General features: G+C 44.5%; 18 protein-coding genes and 2 tRNA genes. 7 read left to right on the forward strand and 13 right to left on the reverse strand.

Going from position 1 to position 20,821, the window contains the following annotated elements; translation table 11 throughout:
* Nucleotides 1–165: 165 nt before the first annotated feature.
* From D0T66_RS04140 to dinB, 4 genes are all read right to left on the reverse strand, one after another.
* Complete coding sequence (locus tag D0T66_RS04140) at nt 166–855, reverse strand: NigD-like C-terminal domain-containing protein (RefSeq protein ID WP_163355907.1); 690 nt, start codon at nt 853–855, stop codon at nt 166–168.
* A gap of 120 nt (nt 856–975) precedes the next feature.
* Nucleotides 976–1,410: a nucleoside deaminase gene (locus D0T66_RS04145; RefSeq protein ID WP_163356270.1), complete on the reverse strand. Its 435-nt coding sequence runs from the start codon at nt 1,408–1,410 to the stop codon at nt 976–978.
* 5 nt (nt 1,411–1,415) lie between these two features.
* Nucleotides 1,416–1,631: a hypothetical protein gene (locus D0T66_RS04150; protein WP_163355909.1), complete on the reverse strand. Its 216-nt coding sequence runs from the start codon at nt 1,629–1,631 to the stop codon at nt 1,416–1,418.
* A gap of 56 nt (nt 1,632–1,687) precedes the next feature.
* Nucleotides 1,688–2,758 carry a DNA polymerase IV gene (gene dinB, locus D0T66_RS04155; protein ID WP_163355911.1) on the reverse strand — a complete coding sequence of 357 codons (1,071 nt, stop codon included), beginning with the start codon at nt 2,756–2,758 and terminating at the stop codon, nt 1,688–1,690.
* 637 nt (nt 2,759–3,395) lie between these two features.
* On the opposite strand from dinB, the gene ndk reads away from it, so the two are divergent.
* Together ndk and D0T66_RS04165 are read left to right on the forward strand one after the other, a co-directional pair.
* A complete protein-coding gene (gene ndk / locus D0T66_RS04160) occupies nt 3,396–3,860 on the forward strand; it encodes a nucleoside-diphosphate kinase (RefSeq protein WP_163355913.1) in 465 nt (154 codons plus the stop codon).
* The gene (locus D0T66_RS04165) at nt 3,850–4,854 is read left to right on the forward strand and encodes a M23 family metallopeptidase (RefSeq protein ID WP_163355915.1); all 1,005 of its coding nucleotides are present in this window, start codon (nt 3,850–3,852) and stop codon (nt 4,852–4,854) included. Before ndk ends, D0T66_RS04165 begins: the two co-directional genes overlap by 11 nt.
* A 57-nt stretch (nt 4,855–4,911) precedes the next feature.
* Here D0T66_RS04165 and ung read toward each other — a convergent pair whose 3' ends face one another.
* Nucleotides 4,912–5,574, reverse strand: a complete 663-nt coding sequence (ung, locus tag D0T66_RS04170) for a uracil-DNA glycosylase (protein ID WP_163355917.1) — start codon at nt 5,572–5,574, stop codon at nt 4,912–4,914.
* A gap of 110 nt (nt 5,575–5,684) precedes the next feature.
* Here ung and D0T66_RS04175 point away from each other — a divergent pair.
* The 4 genes from D0T66_RS04175 (at nt 5,685) to D0T66_RS04190 (ending at nt 7,085) form a co-directional block, all read left to right on the forward strand.
* Nucleotides 5,685–5,756, forward strand: a tRNA-Arg gene (locus tag D0T66_RS04175).
* A 136-nt stretch (nt 5,757–5,892) separates the two neighbouring features.
* Complete coding sequence (locus D0T66_RS04180; RefSeq protein ID WP_163355919.1) at nt 5,893–6,066, forward strand: hypothetical protein; 174 nt, start codon at nt 5,893–5,895, stop codon at nt 6,064–6,066.
* 83 nt (nt 6,067–6,149) lie between these two features.
* A tRNA-Ser gene (locus D0T66_RS04185) sits at nt 6,150–6,236 on the forward strand.
* A 99-nt stretch (nt 6,237–6,335) separates the two neighbouring features.
* Nucleotides 6,336–7,085 carry a hypothetical protein gene (locus D0T66_RS04190; RefSeq protein WP_163355921.1) on the forward strand — a complete coding sequence of 250 codons (750 nt, stop codon included), beginning with the start codon at nt 6,336–6,338 and terminating at the stop codon, nt 7,083–7,085.
* Nucleotides 7,086–7,165: 80 nt separating this feature from the next.
* Here D0T66_RS04190 and D0T66_RS04195 read toward each other — a convergent pair whose 3' ends face one another.
* Both D0T66_RS04195 and D0T66_RS04200 read right to left on the reverse strand, forming a co-directional pair.
* Nucleotides 7,166–7,966: an META domain-containing protein gene (locus D0T66_RS04195; RefSeq protein WP_163355923.1), complete on the reverse strand. Its 801-nt coding sequence runs from the start codon at nt 7,964–7,966 to the stop codon at nt 7,166–7,168.
* A gap of 28 nt (nt 7,967–7,994) precedes the next feature.
* The gene (locus tag D0T66_RS04200) at nt 7,995–8,777 is read right to left on the reverse strand and encodes an amidohydrolase (RefSeq protein ID WP_163355925.1); all 783 of its coding nucleotides are present in this window, start codon (nt 8,775–8,777) and stop codon (nt 7,995–7,997) included.
* A gap of 233 nt (nt 8,778–9,010) precedes the next feature.
* Here D0T66_RS04200 and D0T66_RS04205 point away from each other — a divergent pair, with 233 nt between their 5' ends.
* A complete protein-coding gene (locus D0T66_RS04205) occupies nt 9,011–9,937 on the forward strand; it encodes a hypothetical protein (RefSeq protein ID WP_163355927.1) in 927 nt (308 codons plus the stop codon).
* Between the two features lie 63 nt (nt 9,938–10,000).
* On the opposite strand, the gene D0T66_RS04210 is transcribed toward D0T66_RS04205, so the two are convergent.
* The 6 genes from D0T66_RS04210 to D0T66_RS04235 all read right to left on the reverse strand — a co-directional run bounded on the left by D0T66_RS04210 (nt 10,001) and on the right by D0T66_RS04235 (nt 20,792).
* A complete protein-coding gene (locus D0T66_RS04210; RefSeq protein ID WP_163355929.1) occupies nt 10,001–11,371 on the reverse strand; it encodes an efflux transporter outer membrane subunit in 1,371 nt (456 codons plus the stop codon).
* Entirely contained in the window at nt 11,371–14,520 is a 3,150-nt protein-coding gene (locus D0T66_RS04215) for an efflux RND transporter permease subunit (protein WP_163355931.1), read from the reverse strand. Before D0T66_RS04215 ends, D0T66_RS04210 begins: the two co-directional genes overlap by 1 nt.
* On the reverse strand, nt 14,517–15,698 hold the full coding sequence (locus D0T66_RS04220) for an efflux RND transporter periplasmic adaptor subunit (protein WP_163355933.1): 1,182 nt from the start codon (nt 15,696–15,698) through the stop codon (nt 14,517–14,519). The genes D0T66_RS04215 and D0T66_RS04220 overlap by 4 nt, the downstream gene beginning before the upstream one ends.
* 111 nt (nt 15,699–15,809) lie before the next feature.
* On the reverse strand, nt 15,810–18,488 hold the full coding sequence (locus tag D0T66_RS04225; protein WP_163355936.1) for a 4-alpha-glucanotransferase: 2,679 nt from the start codon (nt 18,486–18,488) through the stop codon (nt 15,810–15,812).
* A gap of 107 nt (nt 18,489–18,595) precedes the next feature.
* Nucleotides 18,596–19,411 carry a serine O-acetyltransferase EpsC gene (gene epsC, locus D0T66_RS04230; protein WP_163355938.1) on the reverse strand — a complete coding sequence of 272 codons (816 nt, stop codon included), beginning with the start codon at nt 19,409–19,411 and terminating at the stop codon, nt 18,596–18,598.
* Nucleotides 19,412–19,505: 94 nt separating this feature from the next.
* A complete protein-coding gene (locus D0T66_RS04235) occupies nt 19,506–20,792 on the reverse strand; it encodes an O-acetylhomoserine aminocarboxypropyltransferase/cysteine synthase family protein (protein ID WP_163355940.1) in 1,287 nt (428 codons plus the stop codon).
* Between the last annotated feature and the right edge of the window lie 29 nt (nt 20,793–20,821).

The raw sequence follows: 20,821 nt of genomic DNA on the forward strand, positions 1-20,821 counted from the left end.
GAATATGCGACAATTTCGGGTAGAAAATTCCTGCTTATTTAAAATTGCGGGAGAGAGTGTTCTCACGAACATTCTCTCCCTGAAAGGAAATCAAAAAAGAATATCAATAAAGTATTCAAAAGTATTACTTAAGTATCTCAATAAATAATTGAGTTATTATGATTGTTATGGTTTATATTTGATTTGGTATGTTCTTTCTCCGTCCGGAGTTTTAAATTTGACGTTCAATGTCACTACATCATTCGTCTGCAATTGGAAGAACAGCGAGTTGAGGTCGAAACAAACAGTTTCCGTCTTTTTCCATCTGTCCGTATCACTTCCGGCATCGTGATAAAACTCTAACCCGACTTTGTTATCAGTCTGTGGTGATCCCAAAACAGACCTTCTCCTATACAATTCCACTTCGTGCGTCGATTGCGAGCCGTATGGGAAAGTGTATGTGACGTTGAGATACCCATCGCTCACGCTTATTTCATTCACTTCCACCGGATCGTTATCCATCGTTATGGGACTGCCTTGGTCGATTGTCTGGATTTCCTTTGTCAGGATATCCTTCATGCCGTTCAGTTTTATATAATATCCGTTCCTTTCTTCGAGCCAGCCGAGTAGAGTATAGTTTATCTTTACCCGTGAATATTCAGGCGTGATGTCCGGTATATTATTTGCGGCAACGACCAGTTTTGTCGAATCCCCGATACGAAAGGCGTAAACCCCTGTTTCGCCCGTCTCAAGAACAGTCGCAATATTTTCGGCTCGCTTATCTAATGAAAACTCTGCATCGTCGGAGCATGAATTAAAAATATATCCACTTGCCAACAAAGCAAATGCCAGAGCTATAATTCTCAAATTTTTCATAATGATGAATAATGAATTCCCTAATTCTGTTGCGAGCAATTTTGTCTTGATATAGATAAGATGCGGTATAGGGTAAATTGCTGCTTTGAAATTATGTTAAATTACGTTAAATTAATATTGTTAGCGTTTTGCCCGAAAAAAGTCTTTCATCAGACGGGCACATTCTTCTTCGAGTATTCCTCTTTTTATCTGTGTGCGCGGATGCAGCAAATTGGGTTTGAATGTCGAATATCCGCGTTTTTCGTCACTTGCCCCGAATACAAGAGCCGGAAGTTGTGCCCAAGCCAATCCTCCAGCGCACATCGGGCATGGTTCTAATGTAACGTACAAGGTGCAATCGGTCAGGTATTTGCCCCCGAGAACGTCTGCTGCTGCCGTGATTGCCTGAATTTCGGCGTGCGCCGTAACGTCGTTGAGCGTTTCCGTCAGGTTGTGTGCCCTCGCTATTATCCTGTCTTGACAGACTATTATGGCGCCCACGGGAATTTCGCCTTTGTCGAAAGCTTTTTGGGCTTCCTGCAATGCCTGCTGCATAAAGTATTCATCGTTCAGGATATTGCTCATCGGCGCATTTCGTTTTCGTCAAAGAGCGTAGGGTGGTCCTGCTCCAGATTCTTTAATATGAAACTGATTATCGTTTCCCTGAACCAGCGGGAACGATTCTCGATGCGATATTTGCGGATATAAGATTCGATAAGCGCATATTCCTTTTCGTTCAGTGAAAAAGTAACATGTTTATCCCTGTTTCCGCACTCTGATTTCTTTTTCAGATTCATAACAATGCAAAAATATATACTTTATCCGATATTGTAAGGAAAAGACAAGCAAAAATTCAACTAAAGTCGAAATCTATAGTCAATTGAATAGCGTCGTTCCAGTCGGTTTCGTCATTTCTCTTTACGGTCAATCCTATCAGCCGCACTTTGGGTGTAATGTCTACTTGCGCGAGCAATTCGACGCCTGTCTGGTATAGTGTGTCGTAATCTTCTACCGGATAAGGGAGTGTTTTGCTGCGGGTGATGATTTTGAAATCGGCATATTTGATTTTCAACGTGACGGTGCGCCCTTTAAAATCTTTTTTGCCGACGCGCTCTATCACCTCTTTGGCGATGGCTTGCAGTTCGAAGCTCAATTCGTCGAAAATGTCGATGTCCCGTTCGAATGTCGTTTCCGCGCCCAGCGATTTGCGTATGCGGAACGGCTCTACTGCCCGTTCGTCGATTCCCCGCGCGTTCTGGTAATATATATGCCCGGCTTTGCCGAAATGAGCGACTAATTCCTGCTCTGTCCGCATTTTCAGGTCGAGTCCCGTGCGTATGCCCATCTGGTGCATGTATTGGGCTGTTACCTTTCCCACGCCGAAGAATTGCTCTACGGCGAGTGTCTCGATAAAGCGTTCGGCAGCCTTCGGGCGAATGACGAATAGTCCGTCGGGCTTCTGGTAGTCGGAGGCTATTTTTGCCAGAAATTTGTTGTATGATACACCGGCGGAGGCTGTTAAGTTGGTCTGTTCCAGTATGCGGGCTTTTATTTCCTGTGCTATTTGTGTGGCTGAGGGGATGCCTTTGTGATTTTCCGTTACATCCAGAAAGGCTTCGTCCAGAGACAGGGGTTCGACTAAGTCGGTGTATTCGTGGAAAATTTCCATTATTTGTCGCGAAATGTCCCGGTAGACATCGAACCGGGCAGGGACAAAAATCAAATGTGGGCATTTTCGCAAAGCCATTTGCGACGACATGGCCGACCGCACGCCATAACGGCGTGCTTCGTAGCTGGCGGCAGCAACTACTCCGCGGGGGCCGGAATAGCCCACGGCTAATGCCTTGCCCCGGTAAGCTTCATTGTCGCGCTGCTCTATCGAAGCATAGAAGGCGTCCATATCGATGTGGATAATTTTTCTCATCCTTTTGTTGTGTAAACAAGCAAGTGCTTGTTTTAGTTGATTTTAGCGAAAAAAGTAAGGAATAGGAACAAAGGTAGATAACTTTTGGGAGTTTTGGGAATTGTTTGTTTTATTATTCTTTTAATTTTATCTATAAGTTGAAGAGTAGACAAGTTTATTAGTTACGAGTTACTTCGCCCTACGGGCAGTTACAAGTTACGAGTTACAAGAAGCTTTATCTATATAGGTAGCCTCCCCTTGTGGGGGAGGTTGGAGGGGGTGGAAAAAAAACACTGTATCGCGTCAAATCTGTCAAGAGTGTCAAGTTTTAACTAAATTTTGGTTGATTATCAGTGAAGTAAGGTTTTTGACAGAACTTGACAGCCATATCAGCCCTGTAAAGAAATGCTTTGCAACTTTCGTGGTTAAGTAGTAAAAAATAGATGACACTTTTGTTGCTTACAGCGAAATGCCGAACGCTGTTATTAACTAAAATAACTGTATTTAACATGCTATTATGCTGATAAACATTCTTTAGATATAGGTCTGATGAGCTTTTTTAAGATTTTTAAAGACCTGTTATTTAGAATAATTATAGTATATTTGCAAAAATATTTTCAAAATAACGTCGTTTATTTTGTTGGGTAAAAATAATTTTATGACAGAAAAAACATTGGTGATACTTAAACCATCTTGTATTCAACGCGGATTGATGGGGGCAGTTATCTCACGTTTCGAGCAGAAAGGCTTGCGTCTGGCAGGTATGAAAATGGTTCAGCTCGATGATGCTGTTTTGGATGAACATTATGCCCATCTCAAAGATAAACCGTTTTTTCAATGTGTCAAAAATTCGATGAAATCCATTCCGGTCGTTGTCCAGTGTTGGGCAGGGAAGGATGTTGCCAATGTTGTGCGCCGCCTGATAGGCGTGACGAACGGGCGCGACGCATCAGCCGGAACTATCAGGGGCGATTTCTCGGTGAGTATGCAAGAGAATATTGTGCATGCTTCCGATTCGGCACAGTCAGCCAAAGTCGAATTGAAACGATTTTTTAAAGAAACAGAGATCTACGAATATACGTTATCAGTAGAATCCAATTTATACTCAGAAGATGAAATTTAACAAGAACAACAAAACGAGAAAGACATTATTACGACGGTTTCTACCTGTGACGGTCGCTCTATTATTGGCAGCGCCGGCGTTTGCACAAGATGGAGCCGGAGACGAGACGAAAGATAGCAGGGCTATCGAATTTGAATACAAACAGCGCCACAGCAATATAGTGACATCACAACAGCACCTCTTTGCCGATGGTATCAAAATCAAACGTGACCTTTCGTTGTTGAAAGAAGTGCGTGAGCAGCGTGTTTTAGCGGCTGACGAGATTCCGGCGGAAGACCTTTACGGTGGTATCTGGGTGAGTAATAAGGTTGCTGCATATAATGATATTCTGAAACAATCGCCCGACACGTTCGATGTCGACCTGTCAGGTTTCACTATGCCTGCCATGGGGCATGTAACTTCGCCGTTCGGGATGCGCCGTCGCCGTATGCATTACGGTATGGATATAAAAGTGCAGACAGGCGATACGATATATGCCGCTTTCGACGGGAAAATCCGTGTACGTCAATACGAACGCCGTGGATATGGTTACTATCTCGTATTGAGACATCCGAATGGCTTGGAAACAGTTTATGGACACCTTTCTAAGTTCCTGGCCAATGTAGATGATGTAGTTAAATCAGGGCAGCCTATTGGGTTGGGAGGAAACACCGGACGTTCGTTCGGTTCGCATTTGCACTTCGAAGTCCGCTACTTAGGAAAGCACATGGACCCGCGCGAAATAATCGACTTCAACAACAAGGTATGCCACAAGGATAGTTACACGATAACTCCTTCGACCTTCAATTATTACGGTTCGAAATACCGCACATATGATCCGAAAGCTCCGAACAAATATACTTCGGGCGGAATGGCCTATCACCGTATAAAGAGCGGAGATACTTTAGGTGGTATTGCCCGTAAGTACGGAACAACCGTTTCGCAGCTTTGCCGCCTGAACGGGATGAAATCGACTTCGGTGCTGAGGATTGGAAAATCGATTCGGATATCTTAATCTGTCTTTGGATAGAATGAAATAGAGAGGCCGGAAAACATTTTCCGGCCTTTATTCTTACCACTCGATAGGTGTCAGTCCTTTTGATTCGAGGTATTCGTTCGCTAATTTGAAGTGATTGTTCCCCAAGAATCCGCGATGTACTGATAGTGGGGATGGATGCGGCGAAGCCAGTATCAGATGCTTATTCGGATCGATAAATGCCGTCTTCTTTTGGGCATATGAGCCCCATAGCATGAATACGATATGTTCGCCGTTTTTTGCCAGTTGACGTATGGCTGCATCGGTGAATGTCTCCCAGCCGCGTCCCTGATGAGAACCGGCCTTGTGCGCTTCTACGGTGAGGGTTGCATTCAGCAGCAACACGCCTTGATCTGCCCAGCGGATGAGGTTTCCCGATTGTGGGATAGGTGTGCCGAATTCTTGGTTTATCTCTTTGTAGATATTGACTAATGACGGAGGCACTTGTACGCCTTCATTTACGGAGAAAGCCAATCCGTGTGCCTGTCCGTCGTTGTGATAGGGATCTTGTCCGAGGATAACGACTTTTACTTTGTCGAAAGGTGTATGGTCGAACGCATTGAATATGAGTTTAGCCGGAGGGAATATCTTCTTTGAGCGGTATTCTTCATGTATAAATTTCACCAAATGCTGGAAATATACTTTCTCAAACTCTTCGGCAAGCTGGGCTTTCCAGCTCTCGTCAATTCTTACGTCCATAATTATATATAAAGTGAATCGTTAATTATGTAAAAGTATTCTCCGTCAAAAATACGGTTTTTTGTATAAAACTGGGAATTATTTTATACTTTTGTGCTTGTGAAAATGACGGCTCTGTAGTTTAATGGATAAAATGGAGGATTCCGGTTCCTTTGATGTGGGTTCGATTCCCGCCAGAGTCACGAGGTAAGCACGCTTAAAGGGCGTGCTTTCTTATTTAGGCTTCGCTGTGTAGTTACTCTAATTAAAGGAAGCGGAGAACTTAATCTGTCTTTTTGTTGTTTATTTAAGTAGAAAATAAACCAAATACAATAAGATATGAAAAAAGAGACGAAAGAAGAAACCGGAAAAGATACGAATGCTTTCGAAGAAGTAAAGAAAAGTGTTATGCAGGAGGATGAAAACGAAACTCCTGTAGAAGCCACTGATTGCGAAGTGGAAGAAGCCACTGATATTATCAACTTAGATAAAGAGACTTCGGACAGAGGATAAATATGTGCTCTACTTATTCCTTTTCGCTCTTGCCCATTCCAAAATATCTGTTAACTTTGCATCCGCTACAACCGTAAAGGACTGGAAAGGTGCTCGAGTGGTTGAAGAGGCATGCCTGGAAAGCATGTATACGGGTAACCGTATCGAGAGTTCGAATCTCTTCCTTTCCGCTGAAAGCAGACAATTCTATGGTCTGCTTTATTTTTTTACTAAAACTAAATCCTATTTATAGATAGATTATGGCTATATTAAACTAAAAATCTAAAACAATGAAAAAATTATTTTTTATCTGTATTTTCGTTTTATTTTCCACTTCAATTTTTGCGCAATGGAATAATAATGGAGATAATAACTCTTCGGGAAACTTAACCCTATATGGGCGATATATTGAGCTTGGAAAAGTATATCACAATACTTTATCTCAATTGTATCTGCATCTAAATAAAACTACAGGAGCATATGGTGAAATTGCTTTTCGATATGCAAATACAACAGATCCATATATAGAAAAATGTTTAATGCTGAGCAGGTATCGTGCTGATGGAGGTACTTTAGAGTTTTGTACAGCCCCCAAAGGAGCTACAGAATACCATCCTCGATTAGTTATAACATCTGATGGGAAAATAGGTATAGGAACATCCTATCCTAATACTAAATTAGACGTGTTAGGAGCTATAAGAAGTACTCAATTAGATGTTAATGGAACAATACGGGCGAAAGAGGTAAAAATTGAGCTAACAGGATGGTCAGATTTTGTTTTTGATAATAACTATAGGTTACCCAGTTTGAAAGAGGTAGAATCATATATCAATAGACATAATCATCTTCCGAATATACCATCTGAAAAAGAAGTGTTGGAAAACGGAATTGATGTGGGTGAAATGCAAGCTAAACTTCTTCAAAAGATAGAGGAGTTAACTTTGTATATGATAGAACAACAGAAGGAAATAAAAGATCTTCAAGAAGAGAACAAAAAGATAAACAAAGAATTAGATAATCTACGAATAAGCAATTATTAGATCTATATTATTAAATAGTAGTCTTCTTAATAAAAAAGGCACTTATTCCAAACATAAGGAATAAGTGCTTTTTAGTTATCTTACTTTGACTTTGTGAATACAAGCACAATGCTTCCACCTTGCGAGAAAGATAAAGCATCGCCGTCGATAGTCGCTTCTATAGGATTAGAAAGGAATGACAAGAACAACGTTTCGCCATCCATGTTCGGACAAGCCATCTTGGTAGATATGGCAGGGCCGAATGTCAATGTGTTATTGTTTGTAATATCCACTTTCGAGCGGAAATTGTTACAACCGGCATTTCCGGTGACAGCACCTTCTGCCGAGATTTCCACGAAAGGTGTTTTGTCTTTGAACATTTCTGAAACATTCACCTCGCCAATAGAAACCAGATTCCATTTACCTGCAAGATTTTCCATTGTTACGGGCTGCATTTCCTTTTGAGCAACTTCTTTCTCTCCCTGCACGAATTGCAAAGAGACTTTGTTGTTTTTAGTAAAAGTCAATACACCATTCTCAACCGACATAGTAGCTGTGTCGCCTAATGCCTTTAAGAAGTCGCCTTCCTTGTTAGCATGGATACACATCTTCATGGTAGAAGCTAAAGGAGGAGTAACCAATTTATTCTCGGCGTCGATAAAGAATTTGCCGAAATATCTGTTGCAACTTCCCGAACCGGCAATTGTAGAATCTGCGAAGTTGAATTCGAGTGTAGGAATAGGACCTTTGAAGGCCTCTTTAGCATCCTCCCCGTTTAGTTGGGTCAATACCCAATAACCTTCGAGCTTGGTCTTGTCTATTGGTGTTGTGCAGCTTTGCATACCCAAAATCATAGTTAATGTCGCTACCAATATTGTAGCAGAAAAGAATAACTTTTTCATAACTTTCTTTTTAAAGCAATTAGTATAATTAATAAATTAGTTTAAACTTGTCGGCATCTCTCCATGCCGGAAACTTACTCCTGAAATCGGTAAGCTTGTCTTTCGATATAGCAACCGTTGTTGCTGTCTCATCTGCATCTGATGCATCTAAAATGTTCCCTTTGAAGTCGATTAATTTAGATTCTCCTTTATATTTCAGCTTGTTACCATCCGTTCCACTTCTGTTTACTCCGCAAACGTAACACATGTTTTCGATAGCTCTTGCCTCGAGCAAAGTGTTCCATACCTTGCTTCTGGATTCGGGCCAGTTTGCTGCATAAACAAGTAAATCGTACTCATTGTCTACGTTACGTGCCCATACGGGAAATCGTAAATCGTAACATATTAACAAACAAATATTGAAGCCTTTATGTTCAACGATTAAGCGTTTATTTCCAGCCGAAAAGTAGTTTGCTTCTTCGCCCATTCGAAAAAGGTGACGTTTATCATAAAAATGGCTGGCTTCCGGTGTAATAAAAAATCCTCTATTGTAGTATTCACCGCCATCTTCGGCGATGAAGCTTCCGCAAATGGCTACGCTGTATTCTTTAGCCCAATGCTTCAGTTTATTTACCGTATTACCTTCGTTCGATTCTGCCAGTGCGTGGCTGTTCATCGAAAATCCGGTAGAGAACATTTCAGGCAGGACAAACAAATCGGTGACAGCTGCCTTTTCTTTGATAAAAGCATGTACTTTGTCGATATTCGCAGCTTTGTTTTCCCAGATAATGTCCAATTGTACTAAGGTGACCCTTAATATCGTTTCTGTCATAGAGTAAAATTTTTGCAAAGGTACTACAAAGAGATTGATTATAATAATCCGTCGGGACTAAAAAATATTTCTCCGATAAGGGAAAAATATTACCTTTGTCAACATTAATAAAAAATGAAGCATTATAAGATAAATAGTACCGGGTTGTACTATTAACACATTAATTTGATTATTAACATGCATGATTCTCCACATTGGATGTATCGCTGTAACACAATTAAAGTATTTATTTTATGGTATTTAAATTACGTCTTGTTGTAATTCTATTAGCCATGATTACAACTGTTAGTCTTTATTCTCAGAAGAAAGAGAATATCCTTGTTCCCGAAGTTCCATACGACAGTACAGCCAATTATCTTGGCGCTGATCCTGCCCAATACACAGGTCAGGAGTTGTGGTTGAAAAGAATGCCCGAAATACAACGGGAAATGGGCTATGGGAATTTTATCCTGAATTATAAGAAAGTTGCTGACATTAACGATTCGAAGAATGTCTACAAATGCTGCGACGGCTATAATTCGATGTATTATGAATTGCAAAATAAGCATTTCCTTGTTGAACAGGTCTTCAAGGAGAAAATCAAAGATAAAGAAGAATATTTCCTCAAACTGAAAGAGTTATCCGACGGCGATATTGTCTATTACCATTACGACCCCGAATCTGTTTACTCATTCCCTTTTGCGGTGATGGGTTATATTGAAAAGCAAAAAGAATTGCTGAAAGGAAAAGAGTTTGTCTTTTCAGATGCCGTTTTGCTGAATGCTGTCGATATGGAAACACTTGACCCCATTAAACCTGTTGTGGGGCAGAAATGGGTATATGAAGACGTAACGGTAGACAACTACCATTTCGAAGTATCTCTTATAGCAAAGAACTCGAATGGGACGAAAATTGCTGTTCCACTGGCGGATGTCTACAATGAGACTCTACCCAGAAAAGTGTATACATGGAAAGAGGCGAATGATATGCAGCAGAAATTCGGGATATACAACTATAAACGCATCCTTCAGCAGAAGATAGCATCTAACATGAACAAAGAATCGCTGCGATTATCCTGGGGCGAACCATTGGAAGTGATAAAGAAAGGAAATACCGAGGAATGGGTATATACTTCGGGTTCGGTCGTTTTTAATGGAAATAGTATCGCGAAAATAAATTAGAATAAGATGAAATAAGTTGTCTTTTTCCAATCTATATATAACCTCCGACGCTTGTTCGGAGGTTTATTCTTTCCATCCGCCGCCTAAAGCCTTATACAGTGTAACGGTCGAATTCAGTTCGTTGAGGATAGCGTTATTCAGCGCAATTTCGGCATCGAAAAGCTGACGCTGCGAGTCGAGGACGTCGATGTAGTTGACATACCCGTTGATATACTGCAAACGTGCCAGCTTGTAATACGAAAGAGCCGAGTTGTAAAGTTCCTCGTTCGACTTACGCACCTCCTTTGCCTTATCGAATGTAATAAGCGCGCCATTTACCTCTTTAAAGACATTCATAATCGTTTTCTCGTAATTATATGCCTCTTGCTCATAGGCAGCCTGTGCGGCGTTATATTGTGCCTTATTCTTGCCGAAATTGAAAAGCGGGCCGATCAGGCTTCCCGAAATCCACCATGCCGGATTGGAGAATAGTTGTGCAAACTCCCTGTTTTCGAATCCATACCTGCCTGTCAGTACGAAATTTGGGAATATATCCGTATAGGCAACTCCTACTTGGGCATTTGCCTGAATCAAGCGTTGTTCTGCTTGTAAGACATCCGGGCGGCGTTTCAGGATAGTCGTTGCCAGTCCGGCAGGCAATTCGGCAGGCATCCGCTGCTCTATCAGGTCTGTCCCGCGCGGGATGAGCGTAGACGGAAACTCGCCGACTAAAATAGCCAAATCGTTCTCTTTGAGCTTTATCTCATTCTCTAAGTTCGGGATAAGCGTCTCAGTACGTGCTAATTCTACCAAACTCTGCCGGTAAGGGATTTCGGAGGTCAATCCGCCTTCGAATCTCAGCTTGGCAAAATTAGCCCCTTCCTTGCGGGCTTCGAGGGTTTGGCGGACGATTTCCAACTCTCGGTCTAAAGCCTTCAGTTCGAAATACGTTTGAGCAACCTGCGATACCAGCGTGAGGTGCAATGCCCGCTGAGCCTCTACGGTCTGCATATAGGCGGCAATATCTGCATCCCTTTGCCAGCGTAGATTACCCCAGATATCCAATTCCCATGCTACGGTAAACTGTGCCCTTACTTCGCTGCTGTTGGACGTATAATTCAGCCCCTCCTTCTGGTAATAAGTGGTAATCCCGAATTCGGGTAGCAGGTTAGCCTCGCTTATGCGCTTGCTTGCCAGCATCTCCTTGATGCGGGCGGCGGCTATCTTCATATCCTTATTGTTAGCCAAAGCCCTTTCGATAAGAGACTGCAAAACCGTATCCTTATAAAGCGTACTCCAACCGATGTCGGCAACGGCTATCCCCGTCGAATCGTATCGCTCGAAATGTTGCGGCATGGTGGTTATCTCGGGCTGTTTGTAGCGATGCCCGATTTTGCACGATTGCACCGCAACCGATACGAGTATGATAAGCAATATATAGTTAAATCTGTTCATTATTTCTCTTTTTTAATCTTTTTCCAAAGTTTAGACGTGTCAGGAAACTTGATGTCGGGAATACTCAGTTTCTGCTTCAATTTGTACACCATGACAAAGAAGAACGGCACAAAAACAATTCCCACAGTGGTGGCTACAATCATCCCGAAGAATACGCCCGTACCTATCGAGTGGCGGCTCGCCGAACCCGGGCCGGATGCAATGACAAGTGGCAACAATCCTAAAACGAATGCCAGCGAAGTCATCAGAATCGGGCGGAAACGCAGCTTGGCTGCCTGCATGGCTGCGTGCATCGGCTGCATACCGTTGTCTACCTGTATCTTGGCAAATTCGACAATCAAAATCGCATTTTTAGCGGCTAATCCCATGAGTGTAATCAGTCCGATTTGGAAGTAAATATCGTTCTCCAATCCCAGAATCCGTATGCCTAAGAATGCGCCGAGCAAGGCAATCGGCAGCGAAAGCATCACCGAGATAGGCACTGTCCAGCTCTCGTATAAGGCTGACAGGAACAGGAATACGAAGATGAAAACTAATAGGAAAACTAAGCCTGTTTCGCCTCCTGCTTTTTGCTCTTGAAACGATAATCCACTCCATTCCAAGCCGATATTCTCGGGTAGTTTGTTTTTTACGATGCTCTCGATTTCTTCCATTGCTTTTCCCGAGCTATTTCCTCCGGCAGGAGAAGCCTGCATAGAGGCTGAGGTGTACATATTGAACCGCGTAATATTACCCGGGCCGGTGGTGTAGCTCGTCGTACCCAACGCCGTGAGCGGAATCATACTTCCTCCCAAACCTTTGACGTAGAACAGGTTGATGTCGTTGACATCCTTTCTGTACGATTCGTCGGCTTGTATATAGACCTTGTATATACGGTTGAACATATTGAAGTCGTTGACATAAACCGAACCTAAATAGGATTTCATTGTCGAAAAAATATCGGACATCGGCACTCCCAACAACATTGCCTGGTCACGGTCTACATCGAAGTACAGTTGCGGGATATTCGACTGCAAAGAGGTCGAAGTTCCGGTCAGTACATCCGATTTGTCGGCATAATAGAGGAAGGTATCGGTGGCCGCAACCAAATCATCCCATGAGGCACCCGAACGTGCCTGCAACTTAAATTCGGCTCCTCCGGCGCTACCCAATCCGGGTATGGATGCCGGACGGCTGAGGAAGGTGCGGGCTTCGGGATAATCGGCAAACTCGTTCCTTACATCCTCCATCACTTCTTCTACGCCCATATCCCGTTCTTTCCATGCTTTCAGGATAACGGTGAGGGTTGTACGTCCTTGATTGCTTCCTACGCGTGGGCTCGAACCGGTCACGTTCTGTACATATTCTACCGCCTCGTGATGGTCGAGATAGGCAAGCGCCCTATCTGTTATGACGCGTGTTCTTTCGAGGGTAGTACCTTCGGGCATTTCCAGCTCGACAGTGAAATATCCTTGGTCTTCCTGCGGGATAAAGCTGGAAGGGGTTATCTTGTTGAGGACAAAAATCAGGATTAATATCATCCCGAATGCAGCCAATGTACGGTGTGGATTATTCATCACCTTGGTCAGTATCTTGCTGTATTTTCCGTTTCCTTTATATAGCCATGCATTGATTTTGCGGAAGACTAATTTCTTTCTTTTATGGTTGGATGGGCGCAGTAAAATGGCGCACATAGCGGGGCTGAGCGTGAGTGCGACCACGCAGGAGATGAGTACGGAAACGACTATCGTGACCGAGAACTGACGATAGAGAGAACCCGTAATCCCGTCCAGAAAGCTTACGGGGACGAATACGGCTGCCAACACCATCGATGTGGCAATCAGTGCGCCTGTCAGTTCTTTCATGGCGAGGTGTGTTGCTTCGCGGGCGTTCAATCCTCTTTGCTCCATAATGCGCTCGACGTTTTCCACTACTACGATGGCATCGTCCACGACGATACCGATTGCCAGAATCAGTCCCAACAAGGTCAGCATATTGAGCGAGAAACCCATAATAAGCATAAAGCCGAATGTTCCAATCAGCGAGATAGGAACGGCTATAATCGGTATGACGGCTGCCCGCCAGTTTTGCAACGACAGGAATACTACGACGATAACCAGAAACAAGGCTTCGAATAACGTTTTATATACCTCGTGAATGGATTCGCCGATATACTCGGTCATATCGAAGGGGATGAGATACGTCATGCCTTCGGGGAAATCCTGTTCGATTACCTGCATTTCCTTTTTTATCTGTTCGGCTACCTCCATCGAGTTAGCACCCGGCAGGGTGTAGATGCTCAATATGGCGGCATTCCCGCCGTTTAAACCACTTTCGGTAGTGTAGGATGAAGCTTCGAGCGAAACACGGGCAATATCGCGTATGCGGATAAACGAGCCGTCGGGGTTGGCCTTTACGACAATCTCTTCGAACTCCTCGGCAGAGGAAAGCCTTCCTCTCGCCGTGATGGAAATAGCCACATCCACATTGCCTACCGGTTGCTTGCCCAGTTCGCCTGCTGCCGATTCGCGGTTCTGGTCTTTAAGGGCTTTTTGCAGGTCGGCGACAGTCAGCCCGAAACTGGCTAATTTATCAGGATAGACCCAAATCTGCATGCCATAGTAGCGGCTTCCGACATTGGATATACGCCCCACGCCCGGGATACGTTTCAGTACGTCTATCACGTTGATAGTGGCGTAGTTACTCAAATATATTTCGTCGTATTTGGGGTCGGAAGATACCAATGCTACGGTCATTAGCTGATTGGGAGCTTGTTTTTCTACGCTTATACCGTTTTGCAAAACCTCGGCGGGTAAACGGTTCTCGGCTAATTTTACCCTGTTTTGTATTTCTACGGCAGCCAAATCGGGATCTGTTCCTACGTCGAAGGTAACGGTTATACCTAATCCTCCCGAGTTGGAACTGCTCGATTCCATATAGATCATGCCCGGCGTTCCGTTCAGTTCCTGTTCGATAGGCGTTGCTACCGCTTCGGAAACGGTTGTCGCATTCGCTCCGGGATAGGAGGTGCTGATTCGGACAATAGGCGGCGTAATCTGCGGATACTGCTCGATTGGGAGCAATATCAGCCCGATAATCCCTATGATGACAATCAATATGGAAATGACTGTCGACAGAACGGGACGGTCTATAAAAAATCCGCCTTTCATTTCACTTCCTCCTTGTTTTCTAATTCTTTGGCTCTTTGCTCCAATATCTTTTGTTCCTCGTCGTGTGTACGAGGGATTACTTTCTGCCCTTGCGTCAGTTTCTGATAACCTTCGGTCACAATATGCTCCTTCGGAGATAAACCTCTGGTGACGACAACCATGTTATTCTGTTCGTTTCCGATTTCGATAAAACGTTTTTCGGCTATACTATCGGGGCGTATAACAAAAATATAGGCTCCCCCTTTATCTATAATCAAGGCTTTGCGTGGAACGACTGTCGCGTTTTCTACAACATCAATCAATAGCTTTACCCGTGTAAATTGTCCGGGTAACAATACCTGATTCGGGTTAGGCAACTCGGCACGCACGCCGAATGTGCCCGTTTCGGGATCTACCTGCGGCGAGGCAAAGTCTACTATCCCTCTTTCGCTGTATGGTGTATTATCGGCAAGGGTAATTTCTATACTCGGCTGCCACGAACGTGTAGAGTCCTGTTCGCCCAGATGGACGTTCCGGCGCTGGCTGCGCAGATAGTCCAATGCTGTCAGTTTGAAGTCGACCAAGACGGTGTCGCGCTTCACGACATTTGCCAATAACGAGGCATTGGAATTGCCCACCAGCGAGCCTATATCCACATATGCCTCGCTGATATAGCCTGTGAGCGGCGAACGGACAATGGTATAGCTCAATTCCAGCATTGCCTGATCCAAGTCGGCTTTACTCATCGCTACATCGGCCTGTGCGATATTATAAGCCGCGGTAGCATTGTCCAAGTCGAGCTGGCTGGCGGCATTGAGCTTATAGAGTGGCTCGATACGCTCCAGATCGCGTTTTGCTTTGGCTTCCTGCGCCTCGTTTCTTTTCAAGAGCGCTTTGGCTCTTTCGGCTTTTGCCTTATATTGTTTGTCGTTGATGTAGAAAAGTACCTCACCTTCATGTATAAGCTTTCCTTCGTCGAATGTTCTCCGTTCGAGGTAACCTTCTACACGTGCGTGTATTTCCACACTGCGCGAAGCCTTTATCAGCCCTACGTAGGAAGAGTAGATCTCGATATTCTGGGTTATGGCAGGTTCTACCTCCACCACGGGAAGCGGAGCGGTAGTTTCTTTACATGCATTGAATCCGGCTATTGCTGCAATGATGATGAATAATATGAAAGGTATGTTGGATTTGCCCATATTATTAAAATTCTAATGTTTAACTATATGAAATTAACATTTGACCTTCGCTTTTTGTTTTAAGCAAGGTAAAGAAATTGAAAGAATTGTAAAAAGTAAGGTAGTGGGGACTTACAGGCTTGCTCTGTTACTTCCCGAGAGCATCTCTCTGATGCTGTTATTCAGTTCGCTTGCAGCCGTCAGATCCTCTATGTTCAGGTGCATACGATAGCGCCAGTAGTGTTTCGGGTTGGCAGGTATATTGATTCTTTCTTCCTCCGGATTGGGATTTCTGTATTGTTCGCTCATCGAGAGCCAGTCCTGCAAAGGGATAATGGTCAGCATCGACGGCGAATTCAGGTGGTTGAGTAATATCTGGTGGCAAATACCGGTAGTACAATCTTTGGGGGCTTTGCCTTCTTTCCACAACACCTCGTTGTAGTAACGTTGTATCAGTTCTTTATCTTCGCGCCACCAAAGGCGTATAGGCGACATATCGTGTGTGGAAGTGGTGCATACGCTCAAGTAAGGCAATTCCCACAATTTGGCAAACGTAAGGTTCGTTTCTTTAGGCATCCGCTCGATTTCTAACGAGAGTATTTGCAAGTCCTTCATTACCGCGGGAACGCAATCGGGTATCATCCCCAAATCTTCGCCGCAGACAAGCATTTGAGTTGCATCGATAAGCTTAGGCAATTTCTTCATGGCGCTATCTGCCCAGAATTGGGTATGCCGGCGAAAGAAAAACTCATCGTGCAACTGCGTAAAGGCTTTTTGAGCAGCATCGTCCAAATCGCGGAACAAAAAAGTCTCCTGTCCTGCAATACGTGGATGGAACAGGTCTGGCGCACCCTTGTCGCGGATGAATAATACATCGTTGCAAAAATGGTATAAGGCATCTCTTAGCTGATTACTTTTATCATTTGTGCGCTCCTGAAAGATTTGCTGTATTTTGGACTGGGTATTACAAAACTCTTTTAATGAGAATAGCCCGTTTCCGTTAGGATGCAGATATGTTGCAAGGGCCTCGTCGGTATAATCGCCGAACAATTCATGCAGGTATTTCCCGTCTACATAAGCAGTTGTCATTCGCTCCGCTTCGAACGGGAAGCCGAAACTTCCTATTTCTTCGGCGGAATAGGGCAGTGCCGGATTGAAGTAGCCTAACAATCCTTGTACGGAAGTGACAGGAATCTCCCAGATGCGGAAGAATCCCAGAATATGGTCGATGCGGTAGGCGTCGAAAAAGTCCGCCATCTTCTGAAAGCGTTTCGACCACCAGCTGTATTCGTCCTTTGCTTTTTCCTCCCAGTTATAGGTCGGGAATCCCCAATTCTGCCCGTTTGTAGAAAAGGCATCCGGCGGAGCACCGGCCTGCGCATCGAGATGAAAAAGTTGTGGCTCTACCCACGTATCGACGCTTGTTTTATTCACCCCGATAGGAATATCACCTTTCAGGATGACGCCATTCCGGTGAGCGTATTCTTTCACCCCTTTCAGCTGTTTATCAAGCAAATATTGGGTGAAGTATATAAACTGGATGGCTTTTGTTGCCTCATTGTCATACGAAATCAGGGCGCTTAGTTTATCCCGGTCATACCCGGCATATTCGTTCCATTGCCAGTATTCGGCCGTATGGAAAAAGTCGCGCAGATAACAGAAACAGGCATAAGGAAATAACCAGTTTTCATTCTCCCGAAAGAATGTCTGATATTCCTCGCTTTGTAAGATGGCATCGCCTCTCTCTACAAAAAGCTCTTTCAAATAGCTTTGTTTCAGTCGCAAAGCTGCTTCGTAATCGACCACCTTTTGCTTGTTCAGCTCGGAAGCCCACGATTCGTAGCGGGCATAAGATTCTTTATTATGCAGCGGGTAATCCTTTATACCGAAATATATCGGATGCAGCGCATAGATGGATATAGCGCTGTAAGGGTAGGAGTCTGTCCAGCTATGCGTTACGGTAGTATCATTGATGGGCAATAGCTGTATCACTTTCATCCCTGTGGCGACTGCCCAGTCCACTAACTTCTTCAAATCCAAGAAGTCGCCTATGCCGAAGCTGTCGTGTGTCCGCAGCGAGAATACCGGAATAGCTACACCCGAAGTTTTGGGATAAATGGCGGGATGATGGAACAGGAATGTATTGACTGTTATCGTATTATTGGGAGAGCGAAAAGGATGTAATATCAACGCTTCCCCTTCCCACCAATAAGTTGTTTTTTGCTCGTTGGTATCGTATATCGCGAATTTGTAGGCAGTCTCGTGCTGTATGCAGTTGGCATCCAATGCTATCTGCCATTCGCCTTCGGTGTTGTAGGACAAGGATAGTGCCTTGGATTCGTCCCAATTGCCTAAATAATCGGAGCTGCCGGATATAATCAGCTTTTGTCCCCGTGCTACATACGGACATCTGACTTTCAGTAAAACAGCTTGCGGCGGGTAAGCGTCCGTCGCTTGCGAAGCGTGGCCGTAAAAGCCACTGGTGAAAGCGGAGGAATAGAGATACTTCTGTTCGGGAGTATCGAACCAGCTATCGTTCACCTGAAAAGTACAGCCTTTTTGTAGGTGTAGGGTATGTTTGAGCGCCCCCTCTTTGCGAAAGGTTCTGTTCTCCTTTTTTACGAGGTAATAGTAGGTAATGTCGGCTATATTGTCGGGTATTTCTATCGTTACCTGCCAACGGGAAAGCGAAGCGTATTCCATGCGGACGGCTTCTCTTTCGTTGTTATTGCCCAATGCAGCTACCGAACCACAGATATATAGTTCTTCGCCCCACTGCGTTTCGTAATCGATAGAAAATAGGATATTCATATTATATGATTTTACTTGTCAACTTGTAACTGTCCGTAGGACGAAGAAATAACATTGGCTCCGCCGATTTTCCAATTCGCCGAAGCGAAGGCGAGGCAAACTTGTAACTAAATATAAAATTCAATCGGGTCGTTATTGTCTAACATACTCCTTATGCGAACTTCGGATTTCTGCTGGACGAGCGAATAAGGCACTACGCTCCGTGTAATCCAGGCGTTACCGCCGATAATGGAATCGTGCCCGATGACCGTATTTCCGCCCAGAATGGTCGCCCCGGCATAGATGACGACGTTGTCCTCTATTGTCGGGTGGCGCTTGGTATTACTAAGTTCCTTTGTGACGAACAAAGCTCCTATGGTAACCCCCTGATATATTGTCACATTGTTTCCTATAATGGTCGATTCACCTATGACGATGCCCGTACCGTGGTCGATGTAGAACGAATCGCCTATCTGTGCGCCCGGATTGATGTCTATACCGACCTTGGAGTGCGCATATTCCGAGAAAAGACGCGGGATAATAGGCACATTTATGTTGTAAAACTCATGCGCTATGCGATACACTGTCAGGGCGAAAAATCCCGGATAGGTGATAATGACTTCTTCCACCGAGTTGGCTGCAGGGTCGTTCCGGCTGAATACCTCGGCTTCCTTGTGGAGTTGCCGTTGTATTTGCGGGAGCTTGCTCATAAAGTCGTCCATGACTTTATGCGCTTGCTTCTTCTCTATCAAAGCCGATATATTTTCAACCATCGTTGTATAGAAAAAGTTCAAAGCTTTCTCTACCGGCGTTTCGGTCGAACAAATCGGAAACAGGACATTATTGATAAGCACGTCGAGTGCATATTCCAACTGAGGCTTGTCTATGGACAAACATTTCGCATTGGGAATCAATTGTTTCGATATGTCGGAGAAATCGGTCATAACAGATACAAATGTAGCAATTCTTTTCTGCAATATAACAATAAAGAGGGACGAACCTTGGCCCGTCCCTTAGGATAATATTCCTAATGAATGATTACTTCATTTTAGCCAATGCCTGCTCTATATCGGCAATGATGTCACCGGCATTCTCGATACCCACCGATAGGCGTATCAGGTCGGGAGCGACACCTGCGGCAATCAATTGCTCGTCGCTTAATTGGCGGTGCGTATGGCTTGCCGGATGCAGCACACAGGTGCGGGCGTCGGCCACGTGCGTAACGATGGAAATGAAATCGAGGCTGTCCATAAATTTGACAGACTGGTTGCGCCCTCCTTTCAGTCCGAAGGTCATAACGCCACAAGTACCGTGAGGCATATATTTTTGCGCTAAATCGTAATATTTGTTGCCCTTCAATCCCGGATAATTCACCCAAGCGATTTCGGGACGGCTTTGCAGGTATTCGGCTACCTTTTGCGCATTCTCGCAATGACGGGGCATACGCAGGTGCAATGTTTCCAGTCCTATGTTGAGTAAGAAGGCGTTTTGTGGCGATTGTGCCGAACCTAAGTCGCGCATCAACTGAACAACCGCTTTCGTTAGGAATGCACTTTGTCCGAACGCTTTGGTATAAGTCAGCCCGTGATATGAATCGTCCGGCTGCGTCAATCCCGGGAATTTATCGGCATGAGCATCCCAGTCGAATTTTCCTCCGTCGACGATAGCTCCGCCGAGACTTACGGCATGACCGTCCATATACTTAGTCGTGGAATGGATAATAATATCGGCACCCCACTCGAATGGGTGGCAGTTGATTGGGGTAGGGAAGGTATTGTCTACAATAAGCGGCACACCTTCGCTATGAGCGATACGGGCGAATTTTTCAATGTCCAGTACATTCAGCGCCGGATTGGAGATGCTTTCTGCAAAGAGGGCTTTCGTATTTGGACGGAAGGCTTTGCGTATTTCCTCTTCCGATGCATCCTGATTGATGAACGTGAACTCGATGCCGAGTTTCTTCATCGTGACGGCAAACAGGTTGAATGTTCCGCCATAAATGGCCGAAGCGCTTACAATATGGTCGCCTGCACCGGCTATATTGAATATGGCATAGAACGTGGCCGCCTGCCCCGATGAGGTCAGCATAGCTCCCACGCCGCCTTCCAAAGCGGCTATCTTAGCAGCTACGGCGTCGTTTGTGGGGTTCTGCAAGCGGGTATAGAAATAGCCCGATTCTTCCAGGTCGAAGAGTTTGGCCATTTGTTCGCTCGTCTCATATTTGAAGGTTGTACTTTGATATATCGGCAGCACGCGTGGCTCGCCTTTCTTAGGTTGCCAGCCGCCTTGCACACAGATTGTTTCGGGGTTTTGTTTCTTTTTCATTGCCTCAGTATATTATTAATCATAAATAT

It is taken from the genome of Dysgonomonas sp. 25 (genome assembly GCF_010501075.1).
In the GTDB taxonomy this organism is placed as follows: domain Bacteria; phylum Bacteroidota; class Bacteroidia; order Bacteroidales; family Dysgonomonadaceae; genus Dysgonomonas.

What these genes read in the sequence shown, in the direction of transcription:
- D0T66_RS04140 (WP_163355907.1), bottom strand. Translation starts at nt 855, where the DNA reads ATGAAAAATTTGAGAATTATAGCTCTGGCATTTGCTTTGTTGGCAAGT.
- D0T66_RS04150 (WP_163355909.1), bottom strand. Translation starts at nt 1,631, where the DNA reads ATGAATCTGAAAAAGAAATCAGAGTGCGGAAACAGGGATAAACATGTT.
- dinB (WP_163355911.1), bottom strand. Translation starts at nt 2,758, where the DNA reads ATGAGAAAAATTATCCACATCGATATGGACGCCTTCTATGCTTCGATA.
- ndk (WP_163355913.1), top strand. Translation starts at nt 3,396, where the DNA reads ATGACAGAAAAAACATTGGTGATACTTAAACCATCTTGTATTCAACGC.
- D0T66_RS04165 (WP_163355915.1), top strand. Translation starts at nt 3,850, where the DNA reads ATGAAATTTAACAAGAACAACAAAACGAGAAAGACATTATTACGACGG.
- ung (WP_163355917.1), bottom strand. Translation starts at nt 5,574, where the DNA reads ATGGACGTAAGAATTGACGAGAGCTGGAAAGCCCAGCTTGCCGAAGAG.
- D0T66_RS04180 (WP_163355919.1), top strand. Translation starts at nt 5,893, where the DNA reads ATGAAAAAAGAGACGAAAGAAGAAACCGGAAAAGATACGAATGCTTTC.
- D0T66_RS04190 (WP_163355921.1), top strand. Translation starts at nt 6,336, where the DNA reads ATGAAAAAATTATTTTTTATCTGTATTTTCGTTTTATTTTCCACTTCA.
- D0T66_RS04195 (WP_163355923.1), bottom strand. Translation starts at nt 7,966, where the DNA reads ATGAAAAAGTTATTCTTTTCTGCTACAATATTGGTAGCGACATTAACT.
- D0T66_RS04200 (WP_163355925.1), bottom strand. Translation starts at nt 8,777, where the DNA reads ATGACAGAAACGATATTAAGGGTCACCTTAGTACAATTGGACATTATC.
- D0T66_RS04205 (WP_163355927.1), top strand. Translation starts at nt 9,011, where the DNA reads ATGGTATTTAAATTACGTCTTGTTGTAATTCTATTAGCCATGATTACA.
- D0T66_RS04210 (WP_163355929.1), bottom strand. Translation starts at nt 11,371, where the DNA reads ATGAACAGATTTAACTATATATTGCTTATCATACTCGTATCGGTTGCG.
- D0T66_RS04215 (WP_163355931.1), bottom strand. Translation starts at nt 14,520, where the DNA reads ATGAAAGGCGGATTTTTTATAGACCGTCCCGTTCTGTCGACAGTCATT.
- D0T66_RS04220 (WP_163355933.1), bottom strand. Translation starts at nt 15,698, where the DNA reads ATGGGCAAATCCAACATACCTTTCATATTATTCATCATCATTGCAGCA.
- D0T66_RS04225 (WP_163355936.1), bottom strand. Translation starts at nt 18,488, where the DNA reads ATGAATATCCTATTTTCTATCGATTACGAAACGCAGTGGGGCGAAGAA.
- epsC (WP_163355938.1), bottom strand. Translation starts at nt 19,411, where the DNA reads ATGACCGATTTCTCCGACATATCGAAACAATTGATTCCCAATGCGAAA.
- D0T66_RS04235 (WP_163355940.1), bottom strand. Translation starts at nt 20,792, where the DNA reads ATGAAAAAGAAACAAAACCCCGAAACAATCTGTGTGCAAGGCGGCTGG.